Raw genomic sequence first — 25902 nt, 5'->3', positions numbered from 1 at the left:
CGATCACATCAGGTGAACGGAACGCCGCCCGTGACGGCGATGGTCTCTCCGGTGATGTAGCTCGACTCCTGTGACGCGAGGAAGACGTAGGCGGGCGCGAGCTCGGCGGGTTGCCCGGGGCGCCCGAGCGGAACGTCCTTGCCGAACTGTGCGTACGCGTCCTTCGGCATGGTCGCGGGGATGAGCGGAGTCCAGATCGGCCCGGGTGCCACCGCGTTGACCCGGATACCGCGATCGGCCACGTCCGATGCGAGCCCCTTGGTGAAATCGACGATGCCGGCCTTCGTCGTGGCGTAGTCGAGCAGACCGGGCGATGGGTTCGCAGCCTGGATCGAGGTGGTGTTCACGATCGTCGAGCCGGGCCTCATCTCGGCCACGGCGAATTTCGACAACCAGAACAGTGCGTACAGGTTCGTCTTCATGACACGGTCGAACTGTTCGGTGCTGATGTCGGCGATACCGCCGGGTTCGAGATGCTGATAGGCGGCGTTGTTGACCAGGATGTCGATGCCTCCGAGTTCGGAGACCGTCGTGTCCACGAGCTGTCGGCAGAAGGCCTCCTCCCGGACGTCGCCCGGAACGCACACCGCTCGCCGTCCCGCCTCCTCGACGAGTTCGGCGGTCTGCCGCGCGTCCTCGTCCTCGTCGAGATAGGCGAGGACGACGTCTGCGCCTTCCCTCGCGAAGGCGATGGCGATTGCCCGTCCGATGCCGGAATCACCGCCCGTGACGAGTGCGCGGCGATCCTGGAGCCGACCACTCCCCCGGTACGTCCGCTCCCCGTGGTCGGGGGCGGAGACGAGTTCGGCGGTCGTGCCCGGGTGGGCGATTTCCTGTTGTTCCTCGAGCGGCGGAACGGGATATTGCTCGCCGGGATGCTGCATGCGGTACTGGTCCTGGTCCGACACGGTTCCCTCCCTCGATCGGGTCGGTAGGTGCGATACCCGGCGACCGCGGCCCTCACACCGCAGAGGTCGTGACGAGGTGCCCTCCGGGGAGTGCGACGGAGCATAATGGCAGGTGACCGACATGAGCAGGGTCACATCCGCCCCGAGCGCATAATGGCCACTCATGTGTCGGAACGGAAGGGCTGAGGCATGAGCGCGGATCTGTCGGCCTATCGGAACGACTTCGCACGAATCGAGAAGAAGATCGCCGGGGAATTCGATCCGGGTCGACGTGGACGGGTGCTCGCTGTCTGCGTCGTCGTGCTGACGGTGTGCCTGCTGTTGCCGCAGTCGTCGGCGGCGTGGTCGTGGACGGTTCTCGGAAGCTGGTTCGGTACCGCTGCCCCGGTGGCCGTGCCGCTGCGGATCTTCGTGGGGCTGGCGTTGGTGTTCGGTGTGGTCGTCTCCACGCTGGCGTTGTGGTTGCGGCGGTGGAAACTGGCATCGCTGGCGATGCTCGGTTCGGGTCTGTCGTCCTTCTTCGGGTTGCTGGCCTACTGGTCGCAGTCGGGGATGGTCACCGACGCCCCGCACCGGCCGACAGCGGCGATGATCGTCGAGTGGCTGGTGATGATCGTGATGACCTCGCAGTGGCTCCCCATCGTGCTGAGCCGCTCTCCCACGGACCTGTCGCCCCGGCCGCACCCGATGCGCGCGCTCTGACGGATCGGGGGTGTCCGCTCAGCGGTCGACGAGCGAGCCCATCTTCTTCGCCAGGAAGTCGATGCTGCGGCGCGGCATGAGCCGTGCCAGCAGGTCGAGCATGGTGGCGTCCCTGCCGATGCACACGCGGAAGGTGCCTTTCTCGATCGCGTCGGCGATGCGGCCCGCCGCCTGGGCGGACGAGGTGATCCTGGCGGTCCCGTCGGTGTCGCGTCCCGGAATCGCGGCACCGGAATTCTCGGCGATGCCCGTGCGGATCGCCCCCGGGAACACGAGCGTCACGGCGACCTTCGTGGTGCGAAGTTCGGCGTAGAGACCTTCGGTGAGCAGTTTGACCGCGGCCTTGCTCGCACCGTAGACGGATTGACCGGGTACCGGCACGAACGCACCCATGCTGGAGACGTTGAGCAGGCTCGCCTCCGGACGCGACAGCAGAGCGGGCAGGAACGCCTTGCACAGGTGTACGGTGCCCCAGTAGTTGACGTCGAGAACCTTCGTCATCTCCTCGTAGGAGAGCTCGGCGAACGGGACGAACTTCTGGATGATGCCGGCGACGTTGGCGATGCCGTCGACATGCCCGTGCGCGGCGGTCACCTCGCCGACCAGTGCTTCGACAGCGCTGCGATCGGACACGTCGACGGTGTGCGTGGTCAGTCGATCGGTATAGGCGACCGCGAGCGCCCGGGTGCCGTCGAGCGCTTCGGAGCGCAGGTCGACGGCAGCGACCCGCGCTCCGCGGACGAGCAGTTCGAGGACGACGTCACGTCCGATCCCGTTGCCCCCACCGGTGACGACGAATACCTTGCCGCGTATCTCCATGTGCCCTTCCCTCCCTGTAGGCCCGTACGGACAGTCAACGCTCTCCTGCGCCGCTCCGCCACGGGGAAGCGTCGACGATCCCGCGACCGTCCGCCTGAATTGCCCCCTGACGTGTGCGGAAGCGGTTACCGGGGTACATACCCGGTCACAGGGCATCTCATCTACGGAGGCACCAATGGGAACATCGAAGAACGAGGACGACGAGGTCCGCAGGGATCCGCCGGGCCCGGTCGACCACGGTCGCGACGGTGGTATGGCCACCCGCGAGAACGCTCCGGACGTGGTGGAACGCTCCGACGACGACTAGGCCGGCACGCCCGGCCTCGAAACGGGCAGGTGACGGCCATGTGCCGACTCTTCGGGATGTCCGCGGCACCTCACCGCGTACACGCCACCTTCTGGCTCCTCGACGCCGAGGACAGCCTCGCGCAGCAGAGCCACCGCATGCCCGACGGCACGGGTCTGGGGAGTTTCACCGCCGACGGCCGTCCGCTCGTCGAGAAACAACCGATCGCGGCCTACAAGGACAGGGCGTTCGCACTCGAGGCCCGGGAACACGAGTCCCGGACGTTCATCGCACACATCCGCTACGCCACGACGGGCGATCTCGTGCCGGCCGACACTCATCCGTTCGAGCAGAACGGCCGGTTGTTCGCCCACAACGGCGTGATCGAGGACCTGCCCGCATTGGAGGCGGAACTCGGCGACCGGCGGGAGCTCGTGCACGGCGACACCGATTCGGAGCGGTTCTTCGCATTGATCACCGAACGGGTCGACGAGCACGGCGGTGACGTCACCGCCGGAATCAGGTCGGCTGTCGAATGGGTCGCGGACAACCTGCGCATGCTGTCGTTGAATTTCGTGCTCGTCACCGCCGACGAGATGTGGGCCTTCCGCTATCCCGCCGTCCACGATCTGATGTTCCTGTCTCGTCGGCCGGGTGGTGCGAGCGGGAGCCGGCATCTCGAGCACGCCGGTGCCTCCGGGACCGTGCGTACCCGGTCGGGTGCGCTGGCCACGAAGTCCTCCGTGGTCGTGGCCACCGAACAGATGGACGAGGACCCGGGGTGGACGTCGCTGGAAGCGGGCGAACTCCTCCACGTCGGACCGCAGCAGCAGCTGAGCCGGACGATGCTCCTCGAGCGTCCACCACGCCACGCACTGGCCCTCTCGGACCTGAGCGGCCGCGCCGCCGCCGCTCAGGCACCCAGCGCCCCACCCGGCAGACCGTAGTCGCCGGCGTCCGGCCGGGGCGGGTCAGCAGCGTCGCAGCAGGTAGGTGTCCATCACCCAGCCGCGTGCGTTTTTCGCGCGGATGCGGGCCGCACGGATCGAGGGAAGCACGTCCGTCAGAGGACCGGCGACGAGTTCCTCGTCATCGGTCCCGAGATTCGCACCCCACCAGATGTTCCACTGCCCGCGCAGTTCCGAGCACGCGAGACCGCCGTCGAGCACGACGACGATGTTGTCGGCTCCGGCCTCGATCCCGGTGCCGAGCCGCCGGCCGGTGGTCACCAGAATGGAGCTTCCGACAGTGTTGAGCACCAATCGATGTCGCGCAGCGAGCATCTGCACACTGCTGACACCCGGAAGGACGTCGTAGTCGAGCCGCACTCTGCCTCGCTCGAGGATGTGGTCGACGATGCGAATCGTGCTGTCGTACAGGCCCGGATCACCCCAGACCAGGAAGCCGGCCGTCTCGTCGTCCCGAACCTGTTCGAGCAGAACGGATTCGTAGGCCGCGGCGCGGGCGGCATGCCAGTCGCGCACCTCGTCGCCGTAGCGCTCCGGATTCCGGTCCCGAGGTGGGTCGGGCACCACGATCACCCGATGCGCACCGGAGGTGTGGCGGCGAAGAATGTCCTCGCGCACGTCGACGAGATCGTCCACGCCCCGGTTCTTGTCGGCCACGAGGAAGACATCGACGCTCTCGAGGGCACGCACCGCCGCCACTGTGAGATCGTCGGGTCCTCCGGGGCCGATACCGATGAGCCGAACTCTCACGCGCGGTCCTCGAGATCGCCCTCGACCTCCAGATAGACCTGCTGCAACCGGCTCACCGTCTCGGGATCCGGCTCGGCCCACAGGCCACGATCTGCCGCCTCGGTGAGACGTTCGATGATCCCGCGCAGCGCCCACGGATTCGCCTCGCGGAGGAAGTCCTGGTTCTCCCGGTCGAGCGCGTAGTTCTGCGCGAGCGACTCGTACATCCAGTCCTCGACCACTCCGGCGGTGGCGTCGTAGCCGAACAGATAGTCCACGGTCGCAGCGAGTTCGAAGGCTCCCTTGTACCCGTGCCGGCGCATCGCGCCGATCCAGCGCGGGTTGACGACACGCGCGCGGAACACCCGCGCGGTCTCCTCCGCCAGCGAGCGGGTGCGGACCGCATCGGGCGTGGTGGAATCGCCGATGTACGCCTTCGGGTCGGTACCCGTGAGCGCACGCACCGTCGCGACCATGCCGCCGTGGTACTGGAAATAGTCGTCCGAGTCCGCGATGTCGTGCTCACGGGTGTCGGTATTCTTCGCGGCCACCGCGATCCGGCGGTAGTTCGAACGCATGTCCTCGTCGGCCGGGACCCCGTGGACGCCGCGGCCGTAGGCGAATCCACCCCAGGCGGTGTAAACCTCGGCAAGATCGGCGTCGGTGCGCCAGTTGCCGGAGTCGATGAGCTGCAGGATGCCTGCACCGTACGAACCGGGCTTCGACCCGAAGATCCGGCGCACCGCGCGATCGGCGTCGCCGTGCGCGGCTTCGTCACGCTTGGCGTGAGCCTTCACGTAGTTCCGGTCGTCGGGCTCGTCGAGTGCGGCGACCATGCGGATCGCATCGTCGAGCATGCCGATGACATGGGGGAAGGCATCACGGAAGAAACCGGAGATCCGGACTGTGACATCGATGCGCGGCCGGCCGAGTTCGTCGAGCGGAATCACGGTCAGTTCGCGGACCCGGCGCGACTCGGCGTCCCATACGGGTCGCACGCCGACGAGTGCGAGCACCTCGGCGATGTCGTCACCGGCGGTGCGCATCGCGGACGTCCCCCACACCGACAGACCCACCGACCGCGGGTACTCCCCCGTGTCGGTGATGTACCGTTCGATCAGGTTGTTCGCGAGGGCGACACCGGTGTCGTAGGCGAGGCGGCTCGGCACGGCCTTGGGGTCGACGGTGTAGAAGTTCCGGCCTGTCGGCAGCACGTTGACCAGGCCGCGCAGTGGTGATCCGGACGGACCGGCGGGGACGTAACCGCCGTCGAGTGCGTGAAGCACGGCGTCGAGCTCGGCCGTCGTGCCCGCGAGGCGGGGAACCACCTCGTCGGCAGCGAAGGTGAGTACCCGCGCGACTTCGGAATCGGGATGACCGAGAACGGATTCGACAACGCGCTCGGACGACCCCGCGTTCCAGTCGTCGTCCTCCATGGCCTGTACGAGCGACCGCGCGAGGGCTTCCACCCTGTCGACCTCGGCCACCGGGGCGTCGGGCTTCAACCCGAGCGCGGTACGCAGACCGGGCACGGCGTTGCTCTTGCCTCCCCACACCTGCGCGGCACGCAGGATCGACAGCACCAGATTCACCCGCGCCCCACCGGTCGGTGCGGCACCGAGGACGTGCAGACCGTCCCGGATCTGGGCGTCCTTGACCTCGCACAGCCAGCCGTCGACGTGGAGCAGGAAGTCGTCGAATTCGGCGTCGTGCGGGCGGTCGTCGAGCCCGAGATCGTGGTCGAGTTTCGCGGCCTGGATCAGCGTCCAGATCTGCGCGCGGATCGCGGGTAGCTTGGCCGGATCCATCGCGGCGATGTTCGAATACTCGTCGAGCAACTGCTCGAGACGTGCGATGTCACCGTACGATTCGGCACGTGCCATGGGCGGGATGAGGTGATCGACGATCGTCGCATGGGCGCGGCGCTTGGCCTGCGCTCCCTCACCCGGGTCGTTGACGAGGAACGGGTAGATCAGCGGCAGGTTTCCGATCGCGGCGTCGGTTGCACACGCCGCGGACAGGCCCGCGTTCTTTCCGGGCAGCCACTCCATCGACCCGTGCTTGCCCAGGTGCACCACGGCGTCGGCACCGAAGCCGTGCTCGACCCACTTGTAGGCGGCGAGATAGTGATGCGACGGTGCCATGTCGGGATCGTGGTAGATCGCGACCGGGTTCTCACCGAATCCGCGGGGCGGCTGGATCATCAGCACCACGTTGCCGGCCTGCAGGGTCGCCAGCACGATCGCCTTGTCGTCACCGCTGCCGTCGACGAACAGCGACCCGGGCGCCGGTCCCCACGCCTCGACGATGGCATCGGTGAGCTCGACGGGTAGATCACCGGTCCATGCGAGATAGTCCGACCTGGTCACTCGCACCGGGTTTCCGGCCAGCTGGTCGGCGGTGAGCCATTCCTCGTCCTGCCCACCGGCATCGATCAGGGCGTGGATGAGGGTGTTGCCGGCCTCGGTGTCGTCCTCGACGTCCATGCCGGGAAATCCGTCGCCGAGGTCGTATCCGGCATCGCGTAGAGCGCGCAGCATGCGGATCGCCGACACCGGGGTATCGAGACCGACGGCGTTACCGACCCGGGAATGTTTGGTCGGGTAGGCGGACAGCATGATCGCTATCCGGCGCTGCGGCGGCGGCACATGTCGCAATCGTGCGTGCGCCACCGCGATACCGGCGACGCGTCGGCACCGTTCCGGATCGGTGACGTAGCAGGGCAGTCCGTCGGCGTCGAGTTCCTTGAACGAGAACGGCACCGTGATGATGCGGCCGTCGAACTCGGGAACCGCGATCTGCGTGGCCGAATCCAGCGGCGACACACCGTCGTCCGACTCCGCCCAGTCGTCACGACTCCAGGTCAGACACAGCGCTTGCAGGATCGGGATGTCCAGTGCCGCCAGATCCCCGACGTCCCATGCCTCGTCCTCACCGCCGGCGCTCACGGTGGCAGGTCTGGTTCCGCCGGCCGCCAGCACCGTCACGACGAGCGCGTCGAGGGTTCCGAGCGCAGCGAGCAGATCGTCCGGCGCACCGCGCAGCGAGGCGCAGTGGATCACGACTCCGCGGGCCCTGCCCGTGGCGTCGATCGCGTCGGCGAGGTCGTGTGCGAATTGCACGTTTCCGCTGGTGTGGTGGGCTCGGTAGAACAGCACGCCCACACGGGGCAGGTCGTCGCCGGCCGGCGCCGCGGGCCGGTCGAGTATGCCCCACGCGGGCAGTTCGGCGGGCGGTTCGAAGCCTTCACCGCCGAGCAGCACGGTGTCGCACAGGAATGCGTGCAGCTGTGCGAGATTCACCGGGCCACCGTGGGCGAGATAACGATGCGCCTCGGCGGCGGTGCCGATGGGTACGGTCGAATGCCCCATGAGCTCGGCGTCGGGAGTCTGCTCACCGCCCAGGACGACCACCGGAACCCCGGCCGCGAGCACGGTCTCGAGCCCGTTCTGCCAGCTACGCGCGGAGCCGAGTATCCGTACGACCACCAGGTCGGATCCGTCGAGCAGAGCAGGCAGTTCGGTGGACACGTCGAGGCGCGAGGGGTTACCGAGCGTCCACTCGGAGCCGCTCGACCGCGCCGACAACAGGTCGGTGTCGGACGTCGACAACAACGTCAGGCGCGTCACGACGCGGCCCGAAAATACAGGCGTACAGCCATGTTCAGTCTCCAAAACCCTCGTGGACCTCACGTGCCGTGGCCGGTCTCCTGGCTGACGGGTCATCGCTGCTGCGCCGACCTTCCCGGATGACTCCAGTGGCCTCCGAACCGGCGGACCGGTACGGACGAGGGCGAGCAACTATCCGCTCACAGTGGCGAGGGCCGCGCCGGTTTCCCACCGGCTTCCCGAGCACCACGGCGATGCGAGCGTAGCGCACGCCGGCCGGAAGGTGTGCAAGCATGTGCGTCCGTGGACACTCAGCCACCCCTTCTCCCCCCCGACCGGTGCCCCGGAATTCTCCGGCCGCACATCGCTGCCGACGGTGCGCTGGTGCGCGTGCGGGTACCCGGCGGGCAACTCCCCGACGGCGCTCTGCACGCGCTCTCCGCGGCGTCCACCGCGTTCGCCGACGGCGACGTGCATCTGACGTCGCGCGGAAACCTGCAGCTCAGGGGTATCGAACTCGACGAGTGCGGGTCGGTGCCTACTGCCCTGGCGGCAGCGGTGATCGCGGCGGGACTGTTGCCCTCCGGGAGTCACGAACGGGTACGGAACATCGTCGCCTCGCCACTGTCGGGACTGCAGGGCGGTCTCGCCGACGTCCGTCCGCTCGTCCGCGAGCTCGACGCCGCATTGTGCGCCGATTCCACGCTCACGGATCTGCCGGGACGGTTCCTGTTCGGCATCGACGACGGTCGCGGTGATATCGCCGCTTTGCGATGCGACCTGACCGCGATCGTCCGCGACGCCGGGACGGCGACGATCTCGATCGGCGCGCTCGAGGGCCCGTCGGTCCCCTTTTCGCAGGTTCCGGCGACCCTGATCCGGCTCGCTCGCCACTTCGTCGAGATACGGGAATCGGTGTGGCACGTGCGCCTGCTCCCGCGCGCGGGTGCCGAGCTCGGGGGCGGGGATCCCGTACCACGCCCGGCCGGCTTCACCATGCCGTACGGAATGCTCGGTGACGCGGTGTCGGTTCTGGTTCCGCTCGGGATTCTCACCCCGGGAATGGTGGCCGCCCTGCCCGATCGGGGTGTCGTCGTCACACCCTGGCGTGGTCTGGTGATCGCGGGCGGAACGAATCCCGTTGTCCTGCGGGAAGTCGGCTTCGAGACCACTGCCGAGTCGGTCTGGCAGCGGGTGAGCGCGTGCACGGGCGCGCCCGGGTGTAGCCTCGCCCAGGGTGACACCCGGGCCGAGGCCCGCCGGATCGTCGCCGGAGATACCACCGATTCCCGAATTCATGTCGCCGGGTGCGAACGCGCCTGCGGCGCACCGCACTCCCCGCACACTCTTGTCCTCGCCAGGAGCTCACCGTGACCGTCCAGCCTCCGCGCCCCCCGCGCGTGTCCGCACCGCCCCGCCGGTACGACTACGTCACCGACGGCGCCGAGATCTACGTCCGGTCGTTCGCGACGATCCGCGCCGAGTCGGATCTGACCGCGGTCCCCGCGAATGCCGAGAAGGTCGCCGTGCGGATGATCCACGCGAGCGGACAGACCGATCTCGCACGCGATCTCGTGATCCATCCCGATCTCGTTCCGGCAGCGCGCGCTGCGCTCAACGCCGGCGCGCCGATACTCACCGACGCGAACATGGTCGCCTCCGGCGTCACGCGCACGCGGCTTCCCGCCGGCAACGACGTGGTGTGCCTGCTTGCCGATCCGCGCGTTCCCGAACTCGCCGAGCGCTGGGCCACCACGCGGTCGGCCGCGGCGGTGTCGTTGTGGACGGACCGGCTCGACGGGGCGGTCGTCGCGATCGGCAATGCACCGACCGCGCTGTTCCATCTGCTCGAGATGCTCGACGCGGGCGCCCCGCGTCCCGCGGCGATCGTGGGCGTGCCCGTGGGGTTCATCGGTGCCGCCGAATCCAAGGAAGCACTGCTCGGCCATCCGTTGCGGATACCGCATCTGGTGGTCCGGGGGCGGCGCGGCGGTTCGGCGATGGCGTCGTCCGCGATCAATGCACTTGCGCAGGAGGCGGAATGAGCGAGACGACGATGCCCGGCAGACTCTACGGGGTGGGTCTCGGGCCCGGCGACCCGGAGCTGATCACGCTCAAGGCGGCCCGGCTGATCGGTGAGGCCGACGTGCTCGCCTACTATTCCGGCACGCACGGCCGTTCCATCGCCCGATCGATCGCGGCCGGGTTGATCTCGGACGGGGTGATGGAGGAACTGCTGGTGTATCCGGTGACCACGGGCGCCACCGAACACCCCGGTGGCTACGACGGCGCGATCGCCGACTTCTACGACGAGTCCGCCGAGCGGCTGGCCGTCCATCTCGGCGCGGGCCGCACCGTGGTGGTGCTGTGCGAGGGTGATCCGCTGTTCTACGGCTCGTACATGTATCTGCACGACCGCCTCGCGCCGCGATACCCGACGGAGGTGGTACCGGGTGTGACGTCGGTGTCCGCTGCTGCGGCTGCCGCGGCCGAGCCGATGGTCCGCCGCACCGACGTACTCACCATCCTGCCGGGCACGCTTCCCACCCCGGAACTGGCCCGCCGCCTCGCCGACACCGACGGCGCGGCGATCATGAAGCTGGGCAGGACGTTCCCCGCCGTCCGGGAGGCGCTCGCCCAGTCCGGTCGACTCGACGACGCGGTCTACGTCGAACGCGCATCGATGGATCGGCAACGCATCCTGCCGGTCGCCGAGGTCGACGCGGACACGGTGCCGTACTTCTCGGTGATCCTCACCGCCGGCGACCGCGCGCCGAAGAACCGCGAGATCGGCGACCGCTCCCGGCCGGTTGTGGTGGAGCCGCCGGAAGCGGACGTGACGAACGAGTTGCTCGTCGTCGGGCTGGGCCCGGCCGACGACAAGTGGCTGACGTCCGAAGCCGCGGACGCGCTCACGCAGGTCGATCACGTCGTCGGATACGGACCGTACGTCGACCGCGTTCCGGTTCGCCCCGGGCTGCACCGTCATTCGAGTGGCAACACCGTGGAGGTGGACCGCGCACGATTCGCGCTCGATCTCGCTCTGTCCGGTGAGAAGGTCGCTGTGGTCTCCGGCGGTGACGCCGGAGTGTTCGGGATGGCGTCGGCGGTCTTCGAGGCCGCGCAGGACGAGAAGTACGCGTCCGTACCGATCCGCGTCCTGCCGGGTGTCTCCGCGGTGCAGGCCGTGGCAGCGCGGGCGGGCGCCCCGATCGGTGGTGACTTCGCGGTGATGAGCCTGTCGGATCGCCTCAAGCCGTGGAACGTGATCGAGAAGCGACTGGCGGCGGTCGCCGAGGCCGACCTCGTCCTGGCTGTCTACAACCCGGCGTCGCGCTCGCGCAGCACGCAGGTCGCCGATGCGAAAGCGATACTGCTGAAACATCGTCCGGCCGACACCGTCGTCGTGATCGGGCGCGATGTGGGACGACCCGGCGAGTCTCTCGAGGTGACGACGCTCGAGAAGCTGGATCCGGTGAGCGTCGACATGAGATGCCTGCTCATCGTCGGCGCGGCGGCTACGTCGGTGACGTCGACCGGTGCCGTGTGGACGAAGCGGTCGGTCGACGTTCAGAGTTCGGGATCGTCGACGACCGCTTGGACGAGCCGGCCGTAGGTCTCGATGAGGGTCGCGCTGGGAATCACGTCGGGTGGCAGCATCTCGAACGTCCTCAGGCTGCCCGCCAGCCCCAGCAGAAGCGTGACGACCATCTGCGAGCGCGCCGTCCCCGCCGACCGGTCGCCGATCAGCGCCGCGATCCGGCCGACGACCCGCTCGCTCGTGCGTGCGCGGGCAACCGCCGGATCCGTTGCCTCACGAACCAGGAAGGGTGCCACCGCCCAGAATTCGTAGTCGTCCGAATCCCGTCGTTCGACGACGGCACGCACCATCCGGTATCCGACCGGCTCGTCGTGACGGACGGCCTCGGCGAGCCCGGGAGAATCCGGAGCCGCCGCCTGGAACAGTTCGGCCTTGCTGCCGGTCAGTTTCATCACGAGCGCCGGTGAGACACCTGCCGCTTCGGCGACATCTCTGATGGTGGTGCCGTTGAAACCCCGCTCGGCGAACAGCGGCCGGGCGGCGTCGAGGATGACCTCGCGGGTGGATCGTTCGGTCACTTATGCCTTCGCCTCCACTGATACGTCCGCGACGCTCGCCGTCGACGGTCGATGCCGGGGAAGGAACACGGCTGCCAGGCCGGCGGAGAACGTCGCGACGCCCGCGATCGCGAACATCACCGTGAAGGCACTGTGGGACGGGAAGACCGTCCCGGCCACCTCGACGGTGAGACCGGCGACCAAGGCTGCGACCACCGCACTCATACCCGATGATCCGATCGTCCGGAGCAGGCTGTTGAGACCGTTGGCCGCAGCGGTCTCGGAAAGCGGGACGGCTCCCATGATGAGTGCCGGCATGGTGGCGAAGGCCATCGCGTTGCCGATGCTGACGAGGACACTGCCGATGATGATGAGCGCCACCGTGTCGTCGAAAGCCATCCGGAATCCGTAGGCCACGGTCATGAGCAGGCCCGCGGCCAGGAGTGTGGTGCGGCCACCGAAGCGTGCGGTCAGGCGGGCCGACAACGGAGAGACGACGAGCATCGTGAGTCCGCCCGGAACCATGCACAGTCCCGCGGTCGCTGCGCTGAGTCCGAATCCGAAACCGGTGACCTCGGGGAGTTGCAGTTGCTGCGTGGTGGAGAGCGTGTTCGCGTACGCCGCGAAGCCGACGAACAGCCCCGCGAGGTTGGTGAGCAGAACGGGCCGGTGGGACGAGACCCGCAGGTCGATCATGGGAACGGGCACACGCAGTTCGTAGGGCACCCAGAGCGCGAGGACGACGGCGGCCGCCCCCAGGCTCACCAGGGTCTGCGGACTCGACCAGCCCCACACCGGGCCCTTCGAGATGCCGAGGAGCAGCGCCACCAGCGCGAGCGACAGCAACACTGCGCCGACGAGGTCGAAGCGGCCCCGGGCACCGGATGCGCTCGCCGGAACCGTGACGAGGATGCCGACGAGGAGGAGCACACCGGCAGCCGCCGAGACGTAGAAGACCGACGCCCACCCCAGGGTGTCGTAGAGAATGCCCGCTGCGGGCAGTCCCAGGGCGCCGCCGATGCCCATCGTGGCGCTGGTCAGCGCCACCGCGCCGGCGACCTTCTCGCGGGGCAGCAGGTCGCGCAGTACTGCCATGGCGACGGGGATGAGCGCCGAGGAGAAGCCCTGCAGGGCGCGCCCGATGAGGACCGCGAGGTAGCTCCCGCCGAGCGCGGCGATCAGCGACCCCACGATCATCATGGCCAGCGACAGCACCATCATCCGGCGCTTGCCGAACATGTCGGCGGAGCGGGAGACGATGGGCGTGGCGACCGCTCCGGTCAGCAGCGTGATGGTGACCAGCCAGGTCGCGGCGCCGGCCGAGGCGTCCAGGATCTCGGGGAAGTCCGGGAGCAGCGGAATGACCAGCGTGGTCTGCAGGGCCGCGACGAGGCCGGCCAGGCTCAGCAGCGTCGTGATCGTGGTGCTCGACGCCGATGTCGTTCGTGCCATGTCCCCATCTCCGTTGTCGCCCATCAGGGTGAACACCGTTCACCCTGACCGAGTGAACGGTGTTCACCCCCGGCTTGTCAACAGGTCCGGCGCGAGGATGAAGCGTTATCCGAGACCGTGACGTTCGCGGGCGGGGTCGTAGAGGTGCGAGCAGGCGACATCGGGTTGCTCCCGGACCCCGAGGGCCCGTCCGACGACGATCACAGCGGTGTGCTTCAGTCCCGTTGCCTCGACACTGTCGGCGATGTCCGCGAGGGTGCCGCGCAGCACGACCTGGCCCGGGCGCGACGCGAACGCGACCACCGCGACGGGGCAGTCGGCGCCGTACTCCACCGTGAGTTCCTCGGCGAGGACCCGGACGCGTGTGATCGCCAGGTGCAGGACGAGACTCGCCCGGAGCCCGGCGACCCGCGCGAGCGCCTCCGTGCCGGGCATCGCCGTCGACCGGGCCTGGGTGCGGGTCAGCACGACCGTCTGTACGAGTTCGGGAACGGTCAGTTCGGTACCGAGCGCCGCGGCCGCCGCAGCGTAGGCCGGAACACCGGGCGTGACGTCCCAGGGCACCCCTGCGGCGTCGAGTCGTCGCGTCTGTTCGGTGAGCGCGGAGTACAGCGACGGGTCGCCGGAACACAGCCGCACCGCATCGAGCCCGCGCCGGTGTGCGTCGACGAGGTGGGCGGTGATCTCGTCGAGGTCCAGATGTTGCGTGTCGATCAGTTCGGCGTCGTCACGGCAGTGCGAGAGGGTCTCGGCATCGAGATAGGTACCGGCGTACAGAACCACCGGGACCTCGCGGAGCAGGTTCACCGCCCGCAGCGTGAGCAGGTCGGCCGCTCCCGGTCCGGACCCGACGAAATGGACGGTCATCGTTCACCTTTCACTGCACTCCATTGCACCACGGGTCGTTGCGCGCGCCACCCGGTGAATGTTCCGATCGGATCTGCGTGTTCGACGGACAGGCGCACGAGTTCACCGCCGTGCATCTTCCACCACCGCACCAGGACGGCCTCGGTCTCCAGGGTCACCGCGTGCGCGACGAGCCTTCCGCCGGGAGACAGTGCGTCCCAGCATGTGCCGAGCACGCCGTCACGGCTTCCTCCCCCACCGACGAAGATCGCGTCGGGCGCTTCGAGACCGGCGAGTGCAGCGGGGGCGGGTCCGCGGACGACGCGCACGGTGGACGGCACACCCAGCGCGGCGGCATTGCGCTCGATCGCGTCGGCGCGACCGGCCTTGCCCTCGACCGAGATCGTGCGGCAACGGGGATGCGTGCGCGCCCATTCGATTCCGACGGAACCGGCACCGGCACCGACGTCCCACAGCAGCTCCCCCGGACGCGGCGCGAGGGCACATACCGCGGCGAGGCGCACGGTCCGCTTGCTGAGCTGGCCGTCGTGCTCGAACAGCTCGTCGGCGAGACCGGGCACTGCCGACAACCCCGCGGAACCGTCGACCTCGATGCACAGCAGACTCAACGGCGGAACCGATGCGTTCACGAGATCGTCTGCTGTCGAATCGATCCGGGATTCTGCGTCCTCCCCGAGATTCGAGAGCACCGTCGTCCGCGACCGGCCGAATCCCCCCTCGGCGAGCAGCGCCGCGACGTCCGGCACCCGCCCTCCGTCGACGAGGACGACGAGCCGCCGCCCGCGGGTGAGAAACCGTCGCAGCGAGTCGATCTCGCGTCCCACCACGGTCACCGTCTCGCATTCCTCCGCAGACCAGCCCATGCGGGCGCGGGCGAGCGCCACCGAGGACACGGCGGGGATCACCCGCACGGCGTCGCGGCCCAGTCGACGGATCAGGGTGGTGCCGATCCCGGAGACCAGCGGATCGCCCGACGCGAGGGCGACGACATCCCTGCCTGCGTGCCGCTCGAGGAGATCGTCGAGGCCCGGCAGCAGCGGCGACGGCCACTGCTCGCGCATCGCACGGCCGGCAGGTACCAGCCCGAGGTGCCGCCGGCCGCCGAGCAGAACGTCGGCGGCGAGTATTCGTTCCCGGACGAGCGACGGCACACCCGGCCACCCGTCCGCTCCGATACCGACGACGGTGATGCGTGAACCCATGGCGGTGAACCCTAGCCCACGGGTTGGGGTTAGACTCGGCCGCAGCAAGGCAATCGAAGGTGCCCCTCACGGGGATAATCGGGAAGCCGGTGAGAATCCGGCACAGGCCCGCTGCGGTGACCCGGGAGTCGTCGATCACGCGCATACGCGCAGCCACTGGACCACACGGTCCGGGAAGGCGATCGCACGGCGTCCGACCGGGAAGTCCGAATACCGGCCTTCGAACAGCTTGCCCCGGAGAACATCCCAGCGGGAGCCTGTGGAGGTTGGAGTGCACGTGTATCCGTTCGGCGCGGTGGTCGGTTCCGACGACCTCGCGCTGGCCCTGACCCTGTGTGCGGTGTCGCCGTCGATAGGCGGTGTGCTGGTACGCGGCGAGAAGGGCACCGCGAAATCGACGACGGTGCGTGCCCATGCCGCACTGTTGCCGCCGGTCACCGTCGTGGAGGGGTGCCGATTCTCGTGCGATCCGACCGCACCCGATCCGTCCTGTCCGGACGGCCCTCATCCTGCCGATGCGGCCGCGCACATCCGGCCGGTGCGGCTCGTGGAACTACCCGTCGGTGCGGCGGAGGATCGTGTCACCGGCTCGCTGCATCTCGGAAAAGCACTGTCCGAACGCAGGGCCGAATACGAACCCGGCCTCCTGGCCCTCGCCCATCGGGGTGTGCTGTACGTCGACGAGGTCAACCTCCTGCACGACCACCTCGTGGATCTGCTGCTCGACGCCGCCGCGATGGGCCGTTCCACCGTCGAACGTGACGGTGTGTCCGTCGCACACGCTTCCCGGTTCGTGCTGGTCGGAACGATGAATCCCGAAGAAGGCGAACTGCGTCCGCAACTCCTCGACCGCTTCGGACTCGCCGTCGACGTAGCCGCGCCCCGCGACCCGCGGGTGCGTGCCGAGATCGTGCGGCGACGCATGGCCTTCGACGCCGATCCCGCCGGATTCGCCGACCGCTGGGCGGATCGGGACGCCGAATGGTCACGGGGCATCGTCGCCGCGCGCGAACTCGTCCCGCAGGTCGTGCTGAGCGACGACGCACTGGTCTCGATCGCCGAGGTGTGCGCGGCCTTCGACGTGGACGGCATGCGCGCCGACCTCGTCACCGCTCGCACCGCGATCGCGCACGCCGCGTGGTACGGGCGCACCGAAGTGACACGCGAGGACATCGCGGCAGCGGCGCGGCTGGCACTGCCGCACCGGCGGCGACGCAATCCCTTCGATGCGCCCACCAGCAGCGACGACCTGCTCGACGAGTTGCTGAGCGAGGACGACGCCGACCCTGATCCCGATCCCGGCCCCGACGACGATCCCGGTGGCGGGGAGAGCGCACCCGGCGAAACTGCGGGCGACGTGGCCTCCGACTCGGCCGGCCGGTCGTCCACCACGCTGTCGGCGGCGTCGGATCCGTATCGCACCGAGGTGTTCTCCATCGACCGGGTCGGGCGCGGGGCGGCCGGTCGCCGGTCGCGGGCGGTCACCACGATCGGCCGCACCGTGGGAAGCCGGCGCGGCGATTCCGGTCCCGTCCACCTGCCCGCGTCGATTCGTGCCACGGTCGTCACCGACAAGGACGGCTGGCAACTGCGCCGCAAGATCATCGAGGGCCGCGAGGCCAATCTGGTGCTGCTGTGCGTCGACGCCTCCGGGTCGATGGCGGCACGCAATCGGATGGTCCAGGTCAAGACGGCAGTCCTGTCCCTGCTGCTCGACGCCTACCGCCGCCGCGACACCGTCGGTCTCGTGACGTTCCGCGGCACCGGCGCCACCCTCGTACTTCCGCCGACCGGTTCGGTCGACGTCGCGGCCGCCCGGTTGCAGGAACTTCCGGCGGGCGGACGTACACCGCTCGCAGAAGGACTGCTCGAGGCTGCGAGCACCATCCGGAAACACGCGCTGCGCGACCCGGAACGGCGGGCACTGCTCGTCGTGGTCACCGATGGCCGCGCGACCGCGGGGCATCACGCTGTCACGCGATCCCTCGATGCCGCAGACATCATTGCCGCGCAAGGCATCTCCTCGGTCGTCGTGGACTCCGAGACCGGCCGGTTCCGGATGGGTCTCGCGGCCCGTCTGGCCGAACGCCTCGGCGCCGAATACGTACCCGTCGGTGAGGTGGACGCCGACGCACTCGCCGGAATCGTCAGGGAAAGGGCTGCCTGATGCCCCAGGGACAACCCACCGTCGTGCCCGACGACGGTCTCACCACCCGCCAGCGTCGGAACCGGCCCCTGTTGATGGTCAACACCGGTGACGGAAAAGGCAAGTCGACAGCAGCTTTCGGCCTCGCTCTGCGCGGGTGGAACCAGGGATGGTCGGTCGCGGTCTTCCAGTTCGTCAAGTCCGCCAAGTGGCGCCTCGGTGAACAGACGGCCTTCGAGACTCTCGCCCGCCTGCACGACGAGCGGGGTACCGGCGGTCCCATCGAGTGGCACAAGATGGGGTCGGGCTGGTCGTGGTCGCGAAAGGAGGGCGCCGAGGAGGATCACGCGGCGGATGCTCTCGCCGGATGGCGCGAGATCCAGCGACGTCTCGCTGCGGAACAGCACGGGTTGTACGTGCTGGACGAGTTCACCTATCCCATCGGATGGGGTTGGATCGACATCGACGAGGTCGTCGAGACCCTCACTTCACGGCCGGGGCGCCAGCACGTGATGATCACGGGCCGCCGGGCCCATCCGAAGCTCGTCGAGGTCGCCGACCTCGTGACGGAGATGACGAAGATCAAGCATCCGATGGATGCGGGACAGAAGGGTCAGCGAGGGATCGAGTGGTGAGAGTTCCACGTGTGGTCGTCGCCGCACCCGCGTCCGGGCACGGCAAGACGACTGTCGCCACCGGTCTCATGGCCGCTCTGCGAAGGGCCGGACACATCGTGTCGGGCCACAAGATCGGACCCGACTACATCGATCCCGGATACCATTCGCTCGCCACGGGCCGGCCCGGTCGTAACCTCGACCCGCACCTCGTCGGCGAGGACCTCGTCGCTCCCCTCTTCCTGCACGGCGCCGCCGGCGCGGGCATCGCCGTGATCGAAGGCGTCATGGGGTTGTACGACGGGATGATCGACACCGACGGGTACGCGTCCACCGCGCACGTCGCGTCTTTGCTGGCCGCGCCGGTGGTTCTCGTCGTCGACGTCTCCCATGCCTCCCGGTCGATCGCGGCGATCGTGCACGGCATGGCGTCCTACGACCGCGGCACACGGATCGCCGGTGTGATCCTGAACAAGGCCGGATCCCGGCGGCATTCGGACGAGGTCGTCCGCGCTCTCGAACCGACCGGCATCCCGGTCCTCGGAGTCGTCGGGCGCGACGACGGTATCACCGTCCCCTCGCGGCATCTCGGACTCGTTCCGGCCGAGGAGCGCGGCGAGGCGACAGCACAGGTCGATCGGCTTGCGACGCAGATCGCCGAACGCATCGATCTCGCCGAGATCGTCGGTATCGCCTCGGCGGCACCGGATCTCCCGGCCACGGCGTGGGATCCGGGATCCTCCGCGGAGGACGGTCCGGTGATCGCCGTCGCCGGTGGCCGGGCCTTCACCTTCCGGTACACCGAGACCGAGGAACTGCTGCGAGCCCACGGATGCCGGCCCGTGGCGTTCGACCCGCTCCGCGACGAACGACTGCCCGCCGGCACCGCAGGCATCTATCTCGGTGGCGGCTTCCCCGAGGTGCATGCCGCCGACCTCGCCGCGAACGCGCCTCTGCGCGCGCACCTGCGCGACGCGATCGCGGCGGGGGTTCCGACCGTCGCCGAATGTGCCGGTCTGCTCTACCTGGGACGCGACGTCGACGGGCACGAGATGGTGGGCGCACTCGACGCCTCGGCGCGGATGACACCGCACCTGACACTCGGCTATCGCACGGCGATCGCCCCTCAGGACACTCTCCTCGCTCCTGCCGGCAGCCGTGTGACCGGACACGAATTCCACCGCACCATGATCGATTCCGGCTCGTCCCCGGCGTGGTTGCTCGACGGCCGGCCGGACGGCGTCGCGACCGCGACCGTACACGCGTCGTATCTGCACACGCACTGGGCCGGACATCCCGAGCTCGCAGGACGATTCGCGGACGCCGCACGGGCAGCGGAACCCGCGCCCGAACCCACCTCCGCACCGGCACGTCGTCGAACACCCGAACCCGACCTGCACCATCATGGCGACCGCGACGCGGCCGAAGGGCTGGTCGACCTGGCCGTCAACGTCTCGCGCCGACCGCGACCGGCCTGGCTCGACGACGCCCTGCGTTCCTCGCTCGACCGTCTCGATCGTTATCCCGACCCGAGCGGCGCCCGCGCCGCCCTCGCCGCCCGTCACGGCCGCAGCATCGAGGAGGTTCTCCCGACGGCCGGAGGCGCCGAGGCGTTCACCCTGCTCGCCCGGGCACGCCCGTGGCGGAAGCCGGTCGTGGTGCACCCGCAGTTCACCGAGCCCGAGGCCGCCCTGCTCGCTGCGGGACACCACGTCACCCGTGTGGTGCTGCGCCGCGAGGACGGATTCGTCCTCGATCCGGCTGCGGTTCCGGAGGACGCCGACCTGGTGATCGTCGGCAATCCCACCAATCCCACCTCGGTGCTGCATCCGTCCGGCACCATCCTGGCACTGGTACGACCAGGGCGGGTCGTCGTAGTCGACGAGGCGTTCATGGACGCCGTTCCCGGTGAGACGGAATCGCTGACGGGCCGGCGCGTTCCGAGGCTGGTGGTGCTGCGGTCGCTCACCAAGACCTGGGCGATCCCGGGTCTGCGCGCCGGGTATGTCGTCGGCGACCCTGAGATGATCGCGGATCTCGCTGCGCAGCAACCACCCTGGTCGGTATCGACTCCCGCCGCTGCCGCGATGATCGCGTGCGCGTCCGACGAAGCGGCACGCGAGACTGCCGTGATCGCCCGGGAGATCACCGCCGACAGGGCGGTTCTCGTCGACGCTCTCTCCGGTCTCGGAATCCACGTGGTCCCGTCCGCTACGGCCCCGTTCGTGTTGGCGGAAGTACCCGAAGGAACTCGGGACAAGCTGCGGGAGAAGGGTTTCGCGCTGCGTCGTGGCGACACCTTCCCCGGTCTCGGTGACGAGTGGGTGCGCATCGCGGTGCGCGATGCCGCCACCACGGCGGCGCTCGTCGAGGCATGGAGAACGATCCTGTGAAGCAGAGGGCCCTCGGGCTGGCGCTCGGTTACGCTGCCGACCAGGTTTTCGGCGATCCGCAGCGGTGGCATCCCGTGAGCGGTTTCGGAACGTTGGCGCGCGCCGCCGAGGACCGGCTCTATGCCGACAACCGCGGTGCCGGGGTGGTGTTCACCTCGGTGCTGGTGGGTTCCGCCGGAGCTGTGGGGTACGTCGCCGACCGCGCGACCCGCCGTCGCCCGGTGCTGTCGATCGCGGTCACGGCCCTCGCGACCTGGGTCGTGCTCGGTGGACGCTCGCTCGGCCACGAGGCGCGGACGATCGATGCCCAGCTCCGGGAGGGTGATCTTGCTGCGGCACGCCGCCAGGTGACGCACCTGGTGGGACGCGACCCGTCACGACTGGACGAGCGTGGCATCGCCCGTGCCACCGTCGAATCGGTCGCGGAGAACACCTCCGACGCCGTGGTGGCCCCGCTGTGGTGGGGCGCTCTGCTCGGCCCCGCGGGCCTGCTGGGTTACCGGGCGGCGAACACACTCGACGCGCGGGTCGGGCATCGCACGCCGCGCCTCGCACGGTTCGGGTGGGCAGCGGCGCGATTCGACGACCTGCTCAATCTCGTTCCCGCGCGCGTGACGGCAGTTCTGACCGCGGCGCTCGGCGACGATCCGCGTGCGGCGGTCACGGCCTGGCGTCGTGATGCCCACAAGCATCCGAGCCCGAATGCCGGCCCGGTGGAGGCGTCGTTCGCGGGTGCACTCGGCCTGCGCCTCGGCGGCACGAACGTCTACCAGGGGGTCGTCGAGGACCGCGGCACGCTCGGGAACGGACGTGCCCCGGAACCGGCCGACATCGGCCGGACCGCCCGGCTGGCCGCGAGGGTGGGCACCGGGGCGCTGGCGACGGCCGTGGCCGTAGCGCTCACCTGCCGCTGGTGAGCGTCGCCGTCACGGTATGTCCCGCAGGTCGTCGATGCGATGGTCGAACTCGCCGGAGGTGTCGTCGACCGCGTCCTCGAGGCGACCGGATTCGAGCGGCCGGTACATGAAGACGGTGTTCAGACCCGCTTCACGGGCGGCCCGGAGGTCGTACGGATGGGACGCGACCATCGCCGCCCGGGCGGGCTCGACGCCGAGATAGCGGCACGTGCGCTCGTAGAGGAACAGCTCGGGCTTGAACGCGCCGAACAACTCGGCCGTGAGGATGGCATCGGCCTCGAGCTGCTGGTTGCGGAACAGGTTCACCATCGTGGCCATGTCGGTGTTCGACAGGGTGGCGACCACGGCCCGGGAGCGGAGCTTCGCTAATCCGGGACGCACATCGGGCCAGGCTTCGAGCCGCTGCCACGCCTGTGCCGCCTCGGAGCGGAGCTCCGGGGGGACGTCGATCCCGAACTGCTCGCACACCGCGCCGAGACCGTCGGCATAGGAATCCTGCACCCGGTACCAATGGTCGACCGACTGGTCGAGTTCGAGGATGCGCTCGTAGTAGTCCTGTCTCCAGGCCCGCACGAAATCGCCCACCGCGGACGGATCCACGTACTCACCGAGGACCGTCTCCACCGCGCGGGCCACCGGTGTGTAGAAGTCCGTCAAGGTGCCCTGCACGTCGAAGATGTACGCGTCGTATCGGCTCACGCCCCGAGCATGCCCGTTCGTGTGCAGGTGAAACCGGGCTCACCGAAGCACGCACGCCGGCGGGGTGCGCGCCGCATACTGAGTCGAGGTGTCGCCAGGCTCCGGGGGTACTTCATGGACGACCTGTCGGAATATCGTCACGATCTCGACCGCATCGGAAACCGGGTCGCCGGCGAGGTGACCCTGGGACGTTCACGGGCGTGGATCCTGGCGGGCTGCGTGGCGTTGCTCGTCGTGGGGCTGCTGCTGCCACAGGCCACCTCTGTCACCTCCCTGACGACCTTGGCACGCTGGGACTCCGCCGCGGTCGCCATGCCGGTACGGATCTTCGACGCGTTCGTGCTGGTGTTCGGGGTGGTGGCAGCCCTCGTGGCGCTGGTGCGCAGACGCTGGCGCGCCGCGACCGTCGCGATGCTCGGTTCGGGCCTCGCTTCGATGGTGGGATTGTTCGCCGTCTGGTCGCAGGCCGGGCTGGTCACCCACATGCCCCACACGCCGCAGGTCGGGCTGTATCTGTGCTGGGGGGCGGTGATGGCGTCCACCGCGGTGTGGCTGCCCGTCGTCGTCTCCGCCGCCCCGCTGCGCACCGCTCCCCCGGTCACCTCCGGTGTTCTGACGCCACGGAATCGTCGCTGATCCGCCACAGACCGGATGCATGGTGGCGCGCGCCTCGGTGCAGTGCAACACTGTAATCAGTGCAACACGCACTTCGGGTCGCGTCCCTGGGAGGGCATCATGCGACATTCACATATCCACGGATTCGGACGGCCGGGCGGCTGGCAGCAGGCCGATGTGCCCGACGCGGGCGATGCCGGCGAGTGGTTCGCCGGCAGACTTCCCGAGGACTGGTTCTCCGGACCGCCCGCCATCGACATCGACAGGGAAGAGATCGTCGTCGTCGGTCCCCTCGAGGTGCCCGACGGCACGAGTGACACCGAGATCGACGGCCGGATCGCCCGATTTCGCGAGACCACACGCGCCGACCGGATGCGGGTCGCCGACGAGGCCGAAGCCCGTTACGGCCGCAAGGTGGCGTGGGGAGTGACGGCCGGTGACCGCACCGTCCTGTTCACCCACCTCGCCGTACCCGTGATGACACGGTTGCGGCAGCCCGAGCGGAAGGTTCTCGACACCCTCGTCGACGCGGGTGTGGCACGGTCTCGTTCGGACGCACTGAAATGGACCGTCCGGCTCGCCGGACAGCACTCCGAACAGTGGCTCAGTGAGCTGCGGGAGGCCATGAAGAAGGTCGACGATCTGCGCTCCGAAGGTCCGCAGGTCTGACCTCCGCGACCCGGAGAACCCAGTCCCGCGCCGTCGCCACGGAATCCACCGTGGCGACCCCGCGGGGTGTGGCGGGTCGGCGCACGACGATCACGCGCACACCCAACTCGTCTGCGGCGTCGAGTTTCCCGCGCGTGAGCGCACCACCCGAGTCCTTCGTGACGAGGGTGTCGATCCTGTTGTCGAGCAAGAGACTCCGTTCTTCTTCCCTGCCGTAGGGGCCGCGTCCGAGCAGCACGGACCAGTCCGGTGGCAGTTCGATCGCGGGCGGGTCCACGACGCGGACGAGCACGTCGTGCGCAGCGAGCGGTCCGACGAAGCGGTCGAGAGTCTGCCGTCCCGTGCTGAGGAAGATCCGTCGGCCGGTCGCGGCGGCATTCGCGGCGGCATGGTGGTCGTCGGCCCATGTCCATCGACCGTGCCGGTCGTGCCAGCCGGGTCGTTGCAGACGCAGCAACGGCACGTCTGCGGCGGCACATGCCCCAGCGGCATTCGTACTGATGCCGGCAGCGAACGGATGGGTGGCGTCGACGACGGCTCGGATGCCGCGCTCGTTCAGGTACCGGGCGAGGCCCTCGGCGCCGCCGAACCCTCCGATGCGCACCGGGCCGACGGGCAGTCGCGGGTTGCGGACCCGGCCTGCGAGTGAGGACTCGAACTCGATCGCGTCGTCGTCCAGAGCCGCGGCGAGCGCGCGTGCTTCACCGGTTCCGCCCAGGATCAGGACCGTCACCGCAGAGTCCCCGTCAGCACCGGCAGGGTCCGCTCGTCGGACAGCATGCCGAGCAGGGAATCCATGTCGAGGTACTCGTCGACGAGATCGGCGAGTGCCTCGATGCGGGATTCGCGTGCAGCCGGGAAACTCACCTCGCCGGTACGGATCTCGCGGCCCACCGCCGCAGCGACCTCGCGCAGCCACGCCCGACGCAGAGCGTCCCCTTCGAGGGCGCCGTGCCACATGGTGCCGAACACCGAACCCACACGGGTGCCACCGAGGAAATCCGTGCCGCCGTCGACGGTGATGCGTCCGTGATGGATCTCGTATCCGGAGGCAGCCGCATCCAACGCCGCACCCCTGGGTAATCGCAGAACCTTCTCCGGGCCGAATGTGGTTCGCACCGGGAGCAGTCCGAGACCGGTCGCGCTCGCGCCGGCCACACCTTCGACACCGTGCGGGTCGTCGATGCGTGTGCCGAGCATCTGGAACCCCCCGCAGATGCCGAGGACCGGATATCCCCGGCTCGCGTGTTCGACGATCGCGGTGTCGAGACCCCGCGAACGAAGCCACGCGAGATCCGCCAGGGTCGCGCGGGTTCCGGGCACGATCACCACATCGGCTCCGGCGAGTGCCCGAGGATCGTCGACGAAACGAACCCGCACGTCCGGCTCCAGGCACAACGCGTCGACGTCCGTGAAGTTGCTGACGCGCGGCAACATCACGACGCCGATGGTCACAGCGCCGTCGCCGTCGTGCGCGGGACGGGAGGTGAGGGCGAGCGAATCCTCGGAGTCGAGCCACAGATCGCGCTGCCAGGGCAGCACGCCCAGTGCCGGGCGGCCGGTGAGTTGTTCGAGCGAATCCAGTCCGGGCTTCAGGAGCGAGACGTCTCCCCGGAACTTGTTGATCACGAAGCCGCGGATCAACTGCTGGTCGGCAGGATCGAGCAGTGCCAGCGTGCCGTACATCGACGCGAACACACCGCCGCGGTCGATGTCACCGACGACGATGGTGGGCAGGGCTCCGTGTCGCGCCAGACCCATGTTCACGTAGTCGTGGGAGCGCAGATTGATCTCCGCGGCACTCCCCGCGCCTTCGCAGACCACCACATCGAACCGGGACCGCAGGTCGTCGAAGGCGGCGAAGGCGGATTCTGCGAGATGACGCCGTCCACCGGCGAATTCACCGGACTCGAGGGTCCCTGCCGGTCGCCCGAGCACCACGACATGGCTCCGGCGGTCACTGCCCGGTTTCAGCAGCACCGGATTCATCGCCGGTTCGGGCTCTGCGCGGGCGGCGACCGCCTGGACCCACTGGGCACGCCCGATCTCGGCGCCGGCACTCGTCACCATCGAGTTGTTCGACATGTTCTGCGCCTTGAACGGCGCGACCTTCAGGCCACGGCGGGACAAGGACCGGCATATCCCGGTGACGACCACGGACTTTCCCGCGTCCGAGGTGGTCCCGGCGACGAGCAGACCCGCTCCCACGT

Annotated in this window: 23 protein-coding genes and 2 riboswitches; of the genes, 12 read left to right on the top strand and 11 right to left on the bottom strand. The window is 69.0% G+C overall.

Features of this window, described 5'->3' with window-relative positions:
• Positions 1-8 precede the first annotated feature (8 nt).
• Complete coding sequence (locus ABZ789_RS18075) at positions 9-884, bottom strand: SDR family oxidoreductase (protein ID WP_241385108.1); 876 nt, start codon at positions 882-884, stop codon at positions 9-11.
• Positions 885-1097: 213 nt separating this feature from the next.
• Here ABZ789_RS18075 and ABZ789_RS18070 point away from each other — a divergent pair, with 213 nt between their 5' ends.
• Positions 1098-1610 carry a hypothetical protein gene (locus ABZ789_RS18070; RefSeq protein ID WP_358426387.1) on the top strand — a complete coding sequence of 171 codons (513 nt, stop codon included), beginning with the start codon at positions 1098-1100 and terminating at the stop codon, positions 1608-1610.
• An 18-nt stretch (positions 1611-1628) separates the two neighbouring features.
• Here ABZ789_RS18070 and ABZ789_RS18065 read toward each other — a convergent pair whose 3' ends face one another.
• Entirely contained in the window at positions 1629-2429 is an 801-nt protein-coding gene (locus ABZ789_RS18065) for an SDR family NAD(P)-dependent oxidoreductase (RefSeq protein WP_241384699.1), read from the bottom strand.
• 175 nt (positions 2430-2604) lie between these two features.
• On the opposite strand from ABZ789_RS18065, the gene ABZ789_RS18060 reads away from it, so the two are divergent.
• Together ABZ789_RS18060 and ABZ789_RS18055 are read left to right on the top strand one after the other, a co-directional pair.
• A complete protein-coding gene (locus ABZ789_RS18060; protein WP_277609372.1) occupies positions 2605-2736 on the top strand; it encodes a hypothetical protein in 132 nt (43 codons plus the stop codon).
• 38 nt (positions 2737-2774) lie between these two features.
• Positions 2775-3662: a class II glutamine amidotransferase gene (locus ABZ789_RS18055; protein WP_358426382.1), complete on the top strand. Its 888-nt coding sequence runs from the start codon at positions 2775-2777 to the stop codon at positions 3660-3662.
• 24 nt (positions 3663-3686) lie between these two features.
• Here the strand turns inward: ABZ789_RS18055 and cobF are convergent, their stop codons facing one another.
• The gene (cobF, locus tag ABZ789_RS18050) at positions 3687-4433 is read right to left on the bottom strand and encodes a precorrin-6A synthase (deacetylating) (protein ID WP_358426379.1); all 747 of its coding nucleotides are present in this window, start codon (positions 4431-4433) and stop codon (positions 3687-3689) included.
• The gene (gene cobN, locus ABZ789_RS18045) at positions 4430-8041 is read right to left on the bottom strand and encodes a cobaltochelatase subunit CobN (protein ID WP_358426376.1); all 3612 of its coding nucleotides are present in this window, start codon (positions 8039-8041) and stop codon (positions 4430-4432) included. The genes cobF and cobN overlap by 4 nt, the downstream gene beginning before the upstream one ends.
• 52 nt (positions 8042-8093) lie before the next feature.
• Positions 8094-8286, bottom strand: a riboswitch (cobalamin riboswitch).
• Between the two features lie 37 nt (positions 8287-8323).
• Here cobN and ABZ789_RS18040 point away from each other — a divergent pair.
• Genes ABZ789_RS18040 through ABZ789_RS18030 form a run of 3 tightly spaced genes read left to right on the top strand, consistent with a single transcriptional unit; the run spans position 8324 to position 11636 of the window.
• Complete coding sequence (locus ABZ789_RS18040; RefSeq protein WP_358426373.1) at positions 8324-9394, top strand: cobalamin biosynthesis protein CobG; 1071 nt, start codon at positions 8324-8326, stop codon at positions 9392-9394.
• A complete protein-coding gene (locus ABZ789_RS18035; protein WP_358426370.1) occupies positions 9391-10065 on the top strand; it encodes a precorrin-8X methylmutase in 675 nt (224 codons plus the stop codon). The genes ABZ789_RS18040 and ABZ789_RS18035 overlap by 4 nt, the downstream gene beginning before the upstream one ends.
• Entirely contained in the window at positions 10062-11636 is a 1575-nt protein-coding gene (locus ABZ789_RS18030) for a precorrin-2 C(20)-methyltransferase (protein WP_358426367.1), read from the top strand. Before ABZ789_RS18035 ends, ABZ789_RS18030 begins: the two co-directional genes overlap by 4 nt.
• Here the strand turns inward: ABZ789_RS18030 and ABZ789_RS18025 are convergent.
• From ABZ789_RS18025 to cbiE, 4 genes are all read right to left on the bottom strand, one after another.
• Positions 11591-12139, bottom strand: a complete 549-nt coding sequence (locus ABZ789_RS18025; protein WP_358426364.1) for a TetR family transcriptional regulator — start codon at positions 12137-12139, stop codon at positions 11591-11593. The two genes, ABZ789_RS18030 and ABZ789_RS18025, sit on opposite strands and share 46 nt — an antisense overlap.
• Positions 12140-13570, bottom strand: a complete 1431-nt coding sequence (locus ABZ789_RS18020; RefSeq protein ID WP_358426361.1) for an MFS transporter — start codon at positions 13568-13570, stop codon at positions 12140-12142. It lies immediately after the preceding gene.
• Between the two features lie 105 nt (positions 13571-13675).
• The gene (locus ABZ789_RS18015; protein WP_358426358.1) at positions 13676-14437 is read right to left on the bottom strand and encodes an SAM-dependent methyltransferase; all 762 of its coding nucleotides are present in this window, start codon (positions 14435-14437) and stop codon (positions 13676-13678) included.
• Positions 14434-15639, bottom strand: coding sequence for a precorrin-6y C5,15-methyltransferase (decarboxylating) subunit CbiE (gene cbiE, locus ABZ789_RS18010; protein ID WP_358426355.1), 1206 nt, complete (start codon positions 15637-15639; stop codon positions 14434-14436). The genes ABZ789_RS18015 and cbiE overlap by 4 nt, the downstream gene beginning before the upstream one ends.
• A gap of 40 nt (positions 15640-15679) precedes the next feature.
• A riboswitch (cobalamin riboswitch) is annotated at positions 15680-15876 on the top strand.
• A gap of 34 nt (positions 15877-15910) precedes the next feature.
• On the opposite strand from cbiE, the gene ABZ789_RS18005 reads away from it, so the two are divergent.
• The 4 genes from ABZ789_RS18005 to ABZ789_RS17990 are packed head-to-tail and all read left to right on the top strand — an operon-like array spanning position 15911 to position 21709.
• Positions 15911-17806, top strand: coding sequence for a VWA domain-containing protein (locus ABZ789_RS18005; protein ID WP_358426352.1), 1896 nt, complete (start codon positions 15911-15913; stop codon positions 17804-17806).
• Positions 17806-18420, top strand: a complete 615-nt coding sequence (gene cobO, locus ABZ789_RS18000; protein ID WP_358426349.1) for a cob(I)yrinic acid a,c-diamide adenosyltransferase — start codon at positions 17806-17808, stop codon at positions 18418-18420. The genes ABZ789_RS18005 and cobO overlap by 1 nt, the downstream gene beginning before the upstream one ends.
• The gene (locus ABZ789_RS17995) at positions 18417-20792 is read left to right on the top strand and encodes a cobyrinate a,c-diamide synthase (RefSeq protein ID WP_358426346.1); all 2376 of its coding nucleotides are present in this window, start codon (positions 18417-18419) and stop codon (positions 20790-20792) included. Before cobO ends, ABZ789_RS17995 begins: the two co-directional genes overlap by 4 nt.
• Entirely contained in the window at positions 20789-21709 is a 921-nt protein-coding gene (locus ABZ789_RS17990) for a cobalamin biosynthesis protein (RefSeq protein ID WP_358426343.1), read from the top strand. The genes ABZ789_RS17995 and ABZ789_RS17990 overlap by 4 nt, the downstream gene beginning before the upstream one ends.
• A 9-nt stretch (positions 21710-21718) precedes the next feature.
• Here ABZ789_RS17990 and ABZ789_RS17985 read toward each other — a convergent pair whose 3' ends face one another.
• The gene (locus ABZ789_RS17985) at positions 21719-22408 is read right to left on the bottom strand and encodes a haloacid dehalogenase type II (protein ID WP_358426340.1); all 690 of its coding nucleotides are present in this window, start codon (positions 22406-22408) and stop codon (positions 21719-21721) included.
• A 114-nt stretch (positions 22409-22522) separates the two neighbouring features.
• Here ABZ789_RS17985 and ABZ789_RS17980 point away from each other — a divergent pair, with 114 nt between their 5' ends.
• Both ABZ789_RS17980 and ABZ789_RS17975 read left to right on the top strand, forming a co-directional pair.
• Positions 22523-23044: a hypothetical protein gene (locus ABZ789_RS17980; RefSeq protein WP_358426337.1), complete on the top strand. Its 522-nt coding sequence runs from the start codon at positions 22523-22525 to the stop codon at positions 23042-23044.
• A gap of 99 nt (positions 23045-23143) precedes the next feature.
• Positions 23144-23692, top strand: a complete 549-nt coding sequence (locus ABZ789_RS17975; protein WP_358426334.1) for a hypothetical protein — start codon at positions 23144-23146, stop codon at positions 23690-23692.
• On the opposite strand, the gene ABZ789_RS17970 is transcribed toward ABZ789_RS17975, so the two are convergent.
• Both ABZ789_RS17970 and ABZ789_RS17965 read right to left on the bottom strand, forming a co-directional pair.
• Positions 23628-24425 carry a cobalt-precorrin-6A reductase gene (locus ABZ789_RS17970; RefSeq protein ID WP_241384717.1) on the bottom strand — a complete coding sequence of 266 codons (798 nt, stop codon included), beginning with the start codon at positions 24423-24425 and terminating at the stop codon, positions 23628-23630. The two genes, ABZ789_RS17975 and ABZ789_RS17970, sit on opposite strands and share 65 nt — an antisense overlap.
• On the bottom strand, positions 24422-25900 hold the full coding sequence (locus ABZ789_RS17965) for a cobyric acid synthase (protein ID WP_358426331.1): 1479 nt from the start codon (positions 25898-25900) through the stop codon (positions 24422-24424). The genes ABZ789_RS17970 and ABZ789_RS17965 overlap by 4 nt, the downstream gene beginning before the upstream one ends.
• Positions 25901-25902: the final 2 nt, after the last annotated feature.

The sequence above is a fragment of the Rhodococcus sp. NPDC047139 genome (assembly GCF_040643435.1).
Taxonomy (GTDB): Bacteria; Actinomycetota; Actinomycetes; order Mycobacteriales; family Mycobacteriaceae; genus Rhodococcus.
Note: the sequence above shows the minus strand (reverse complement) of the source record. Positions and strands in the feature narration are given on the sequence as shown.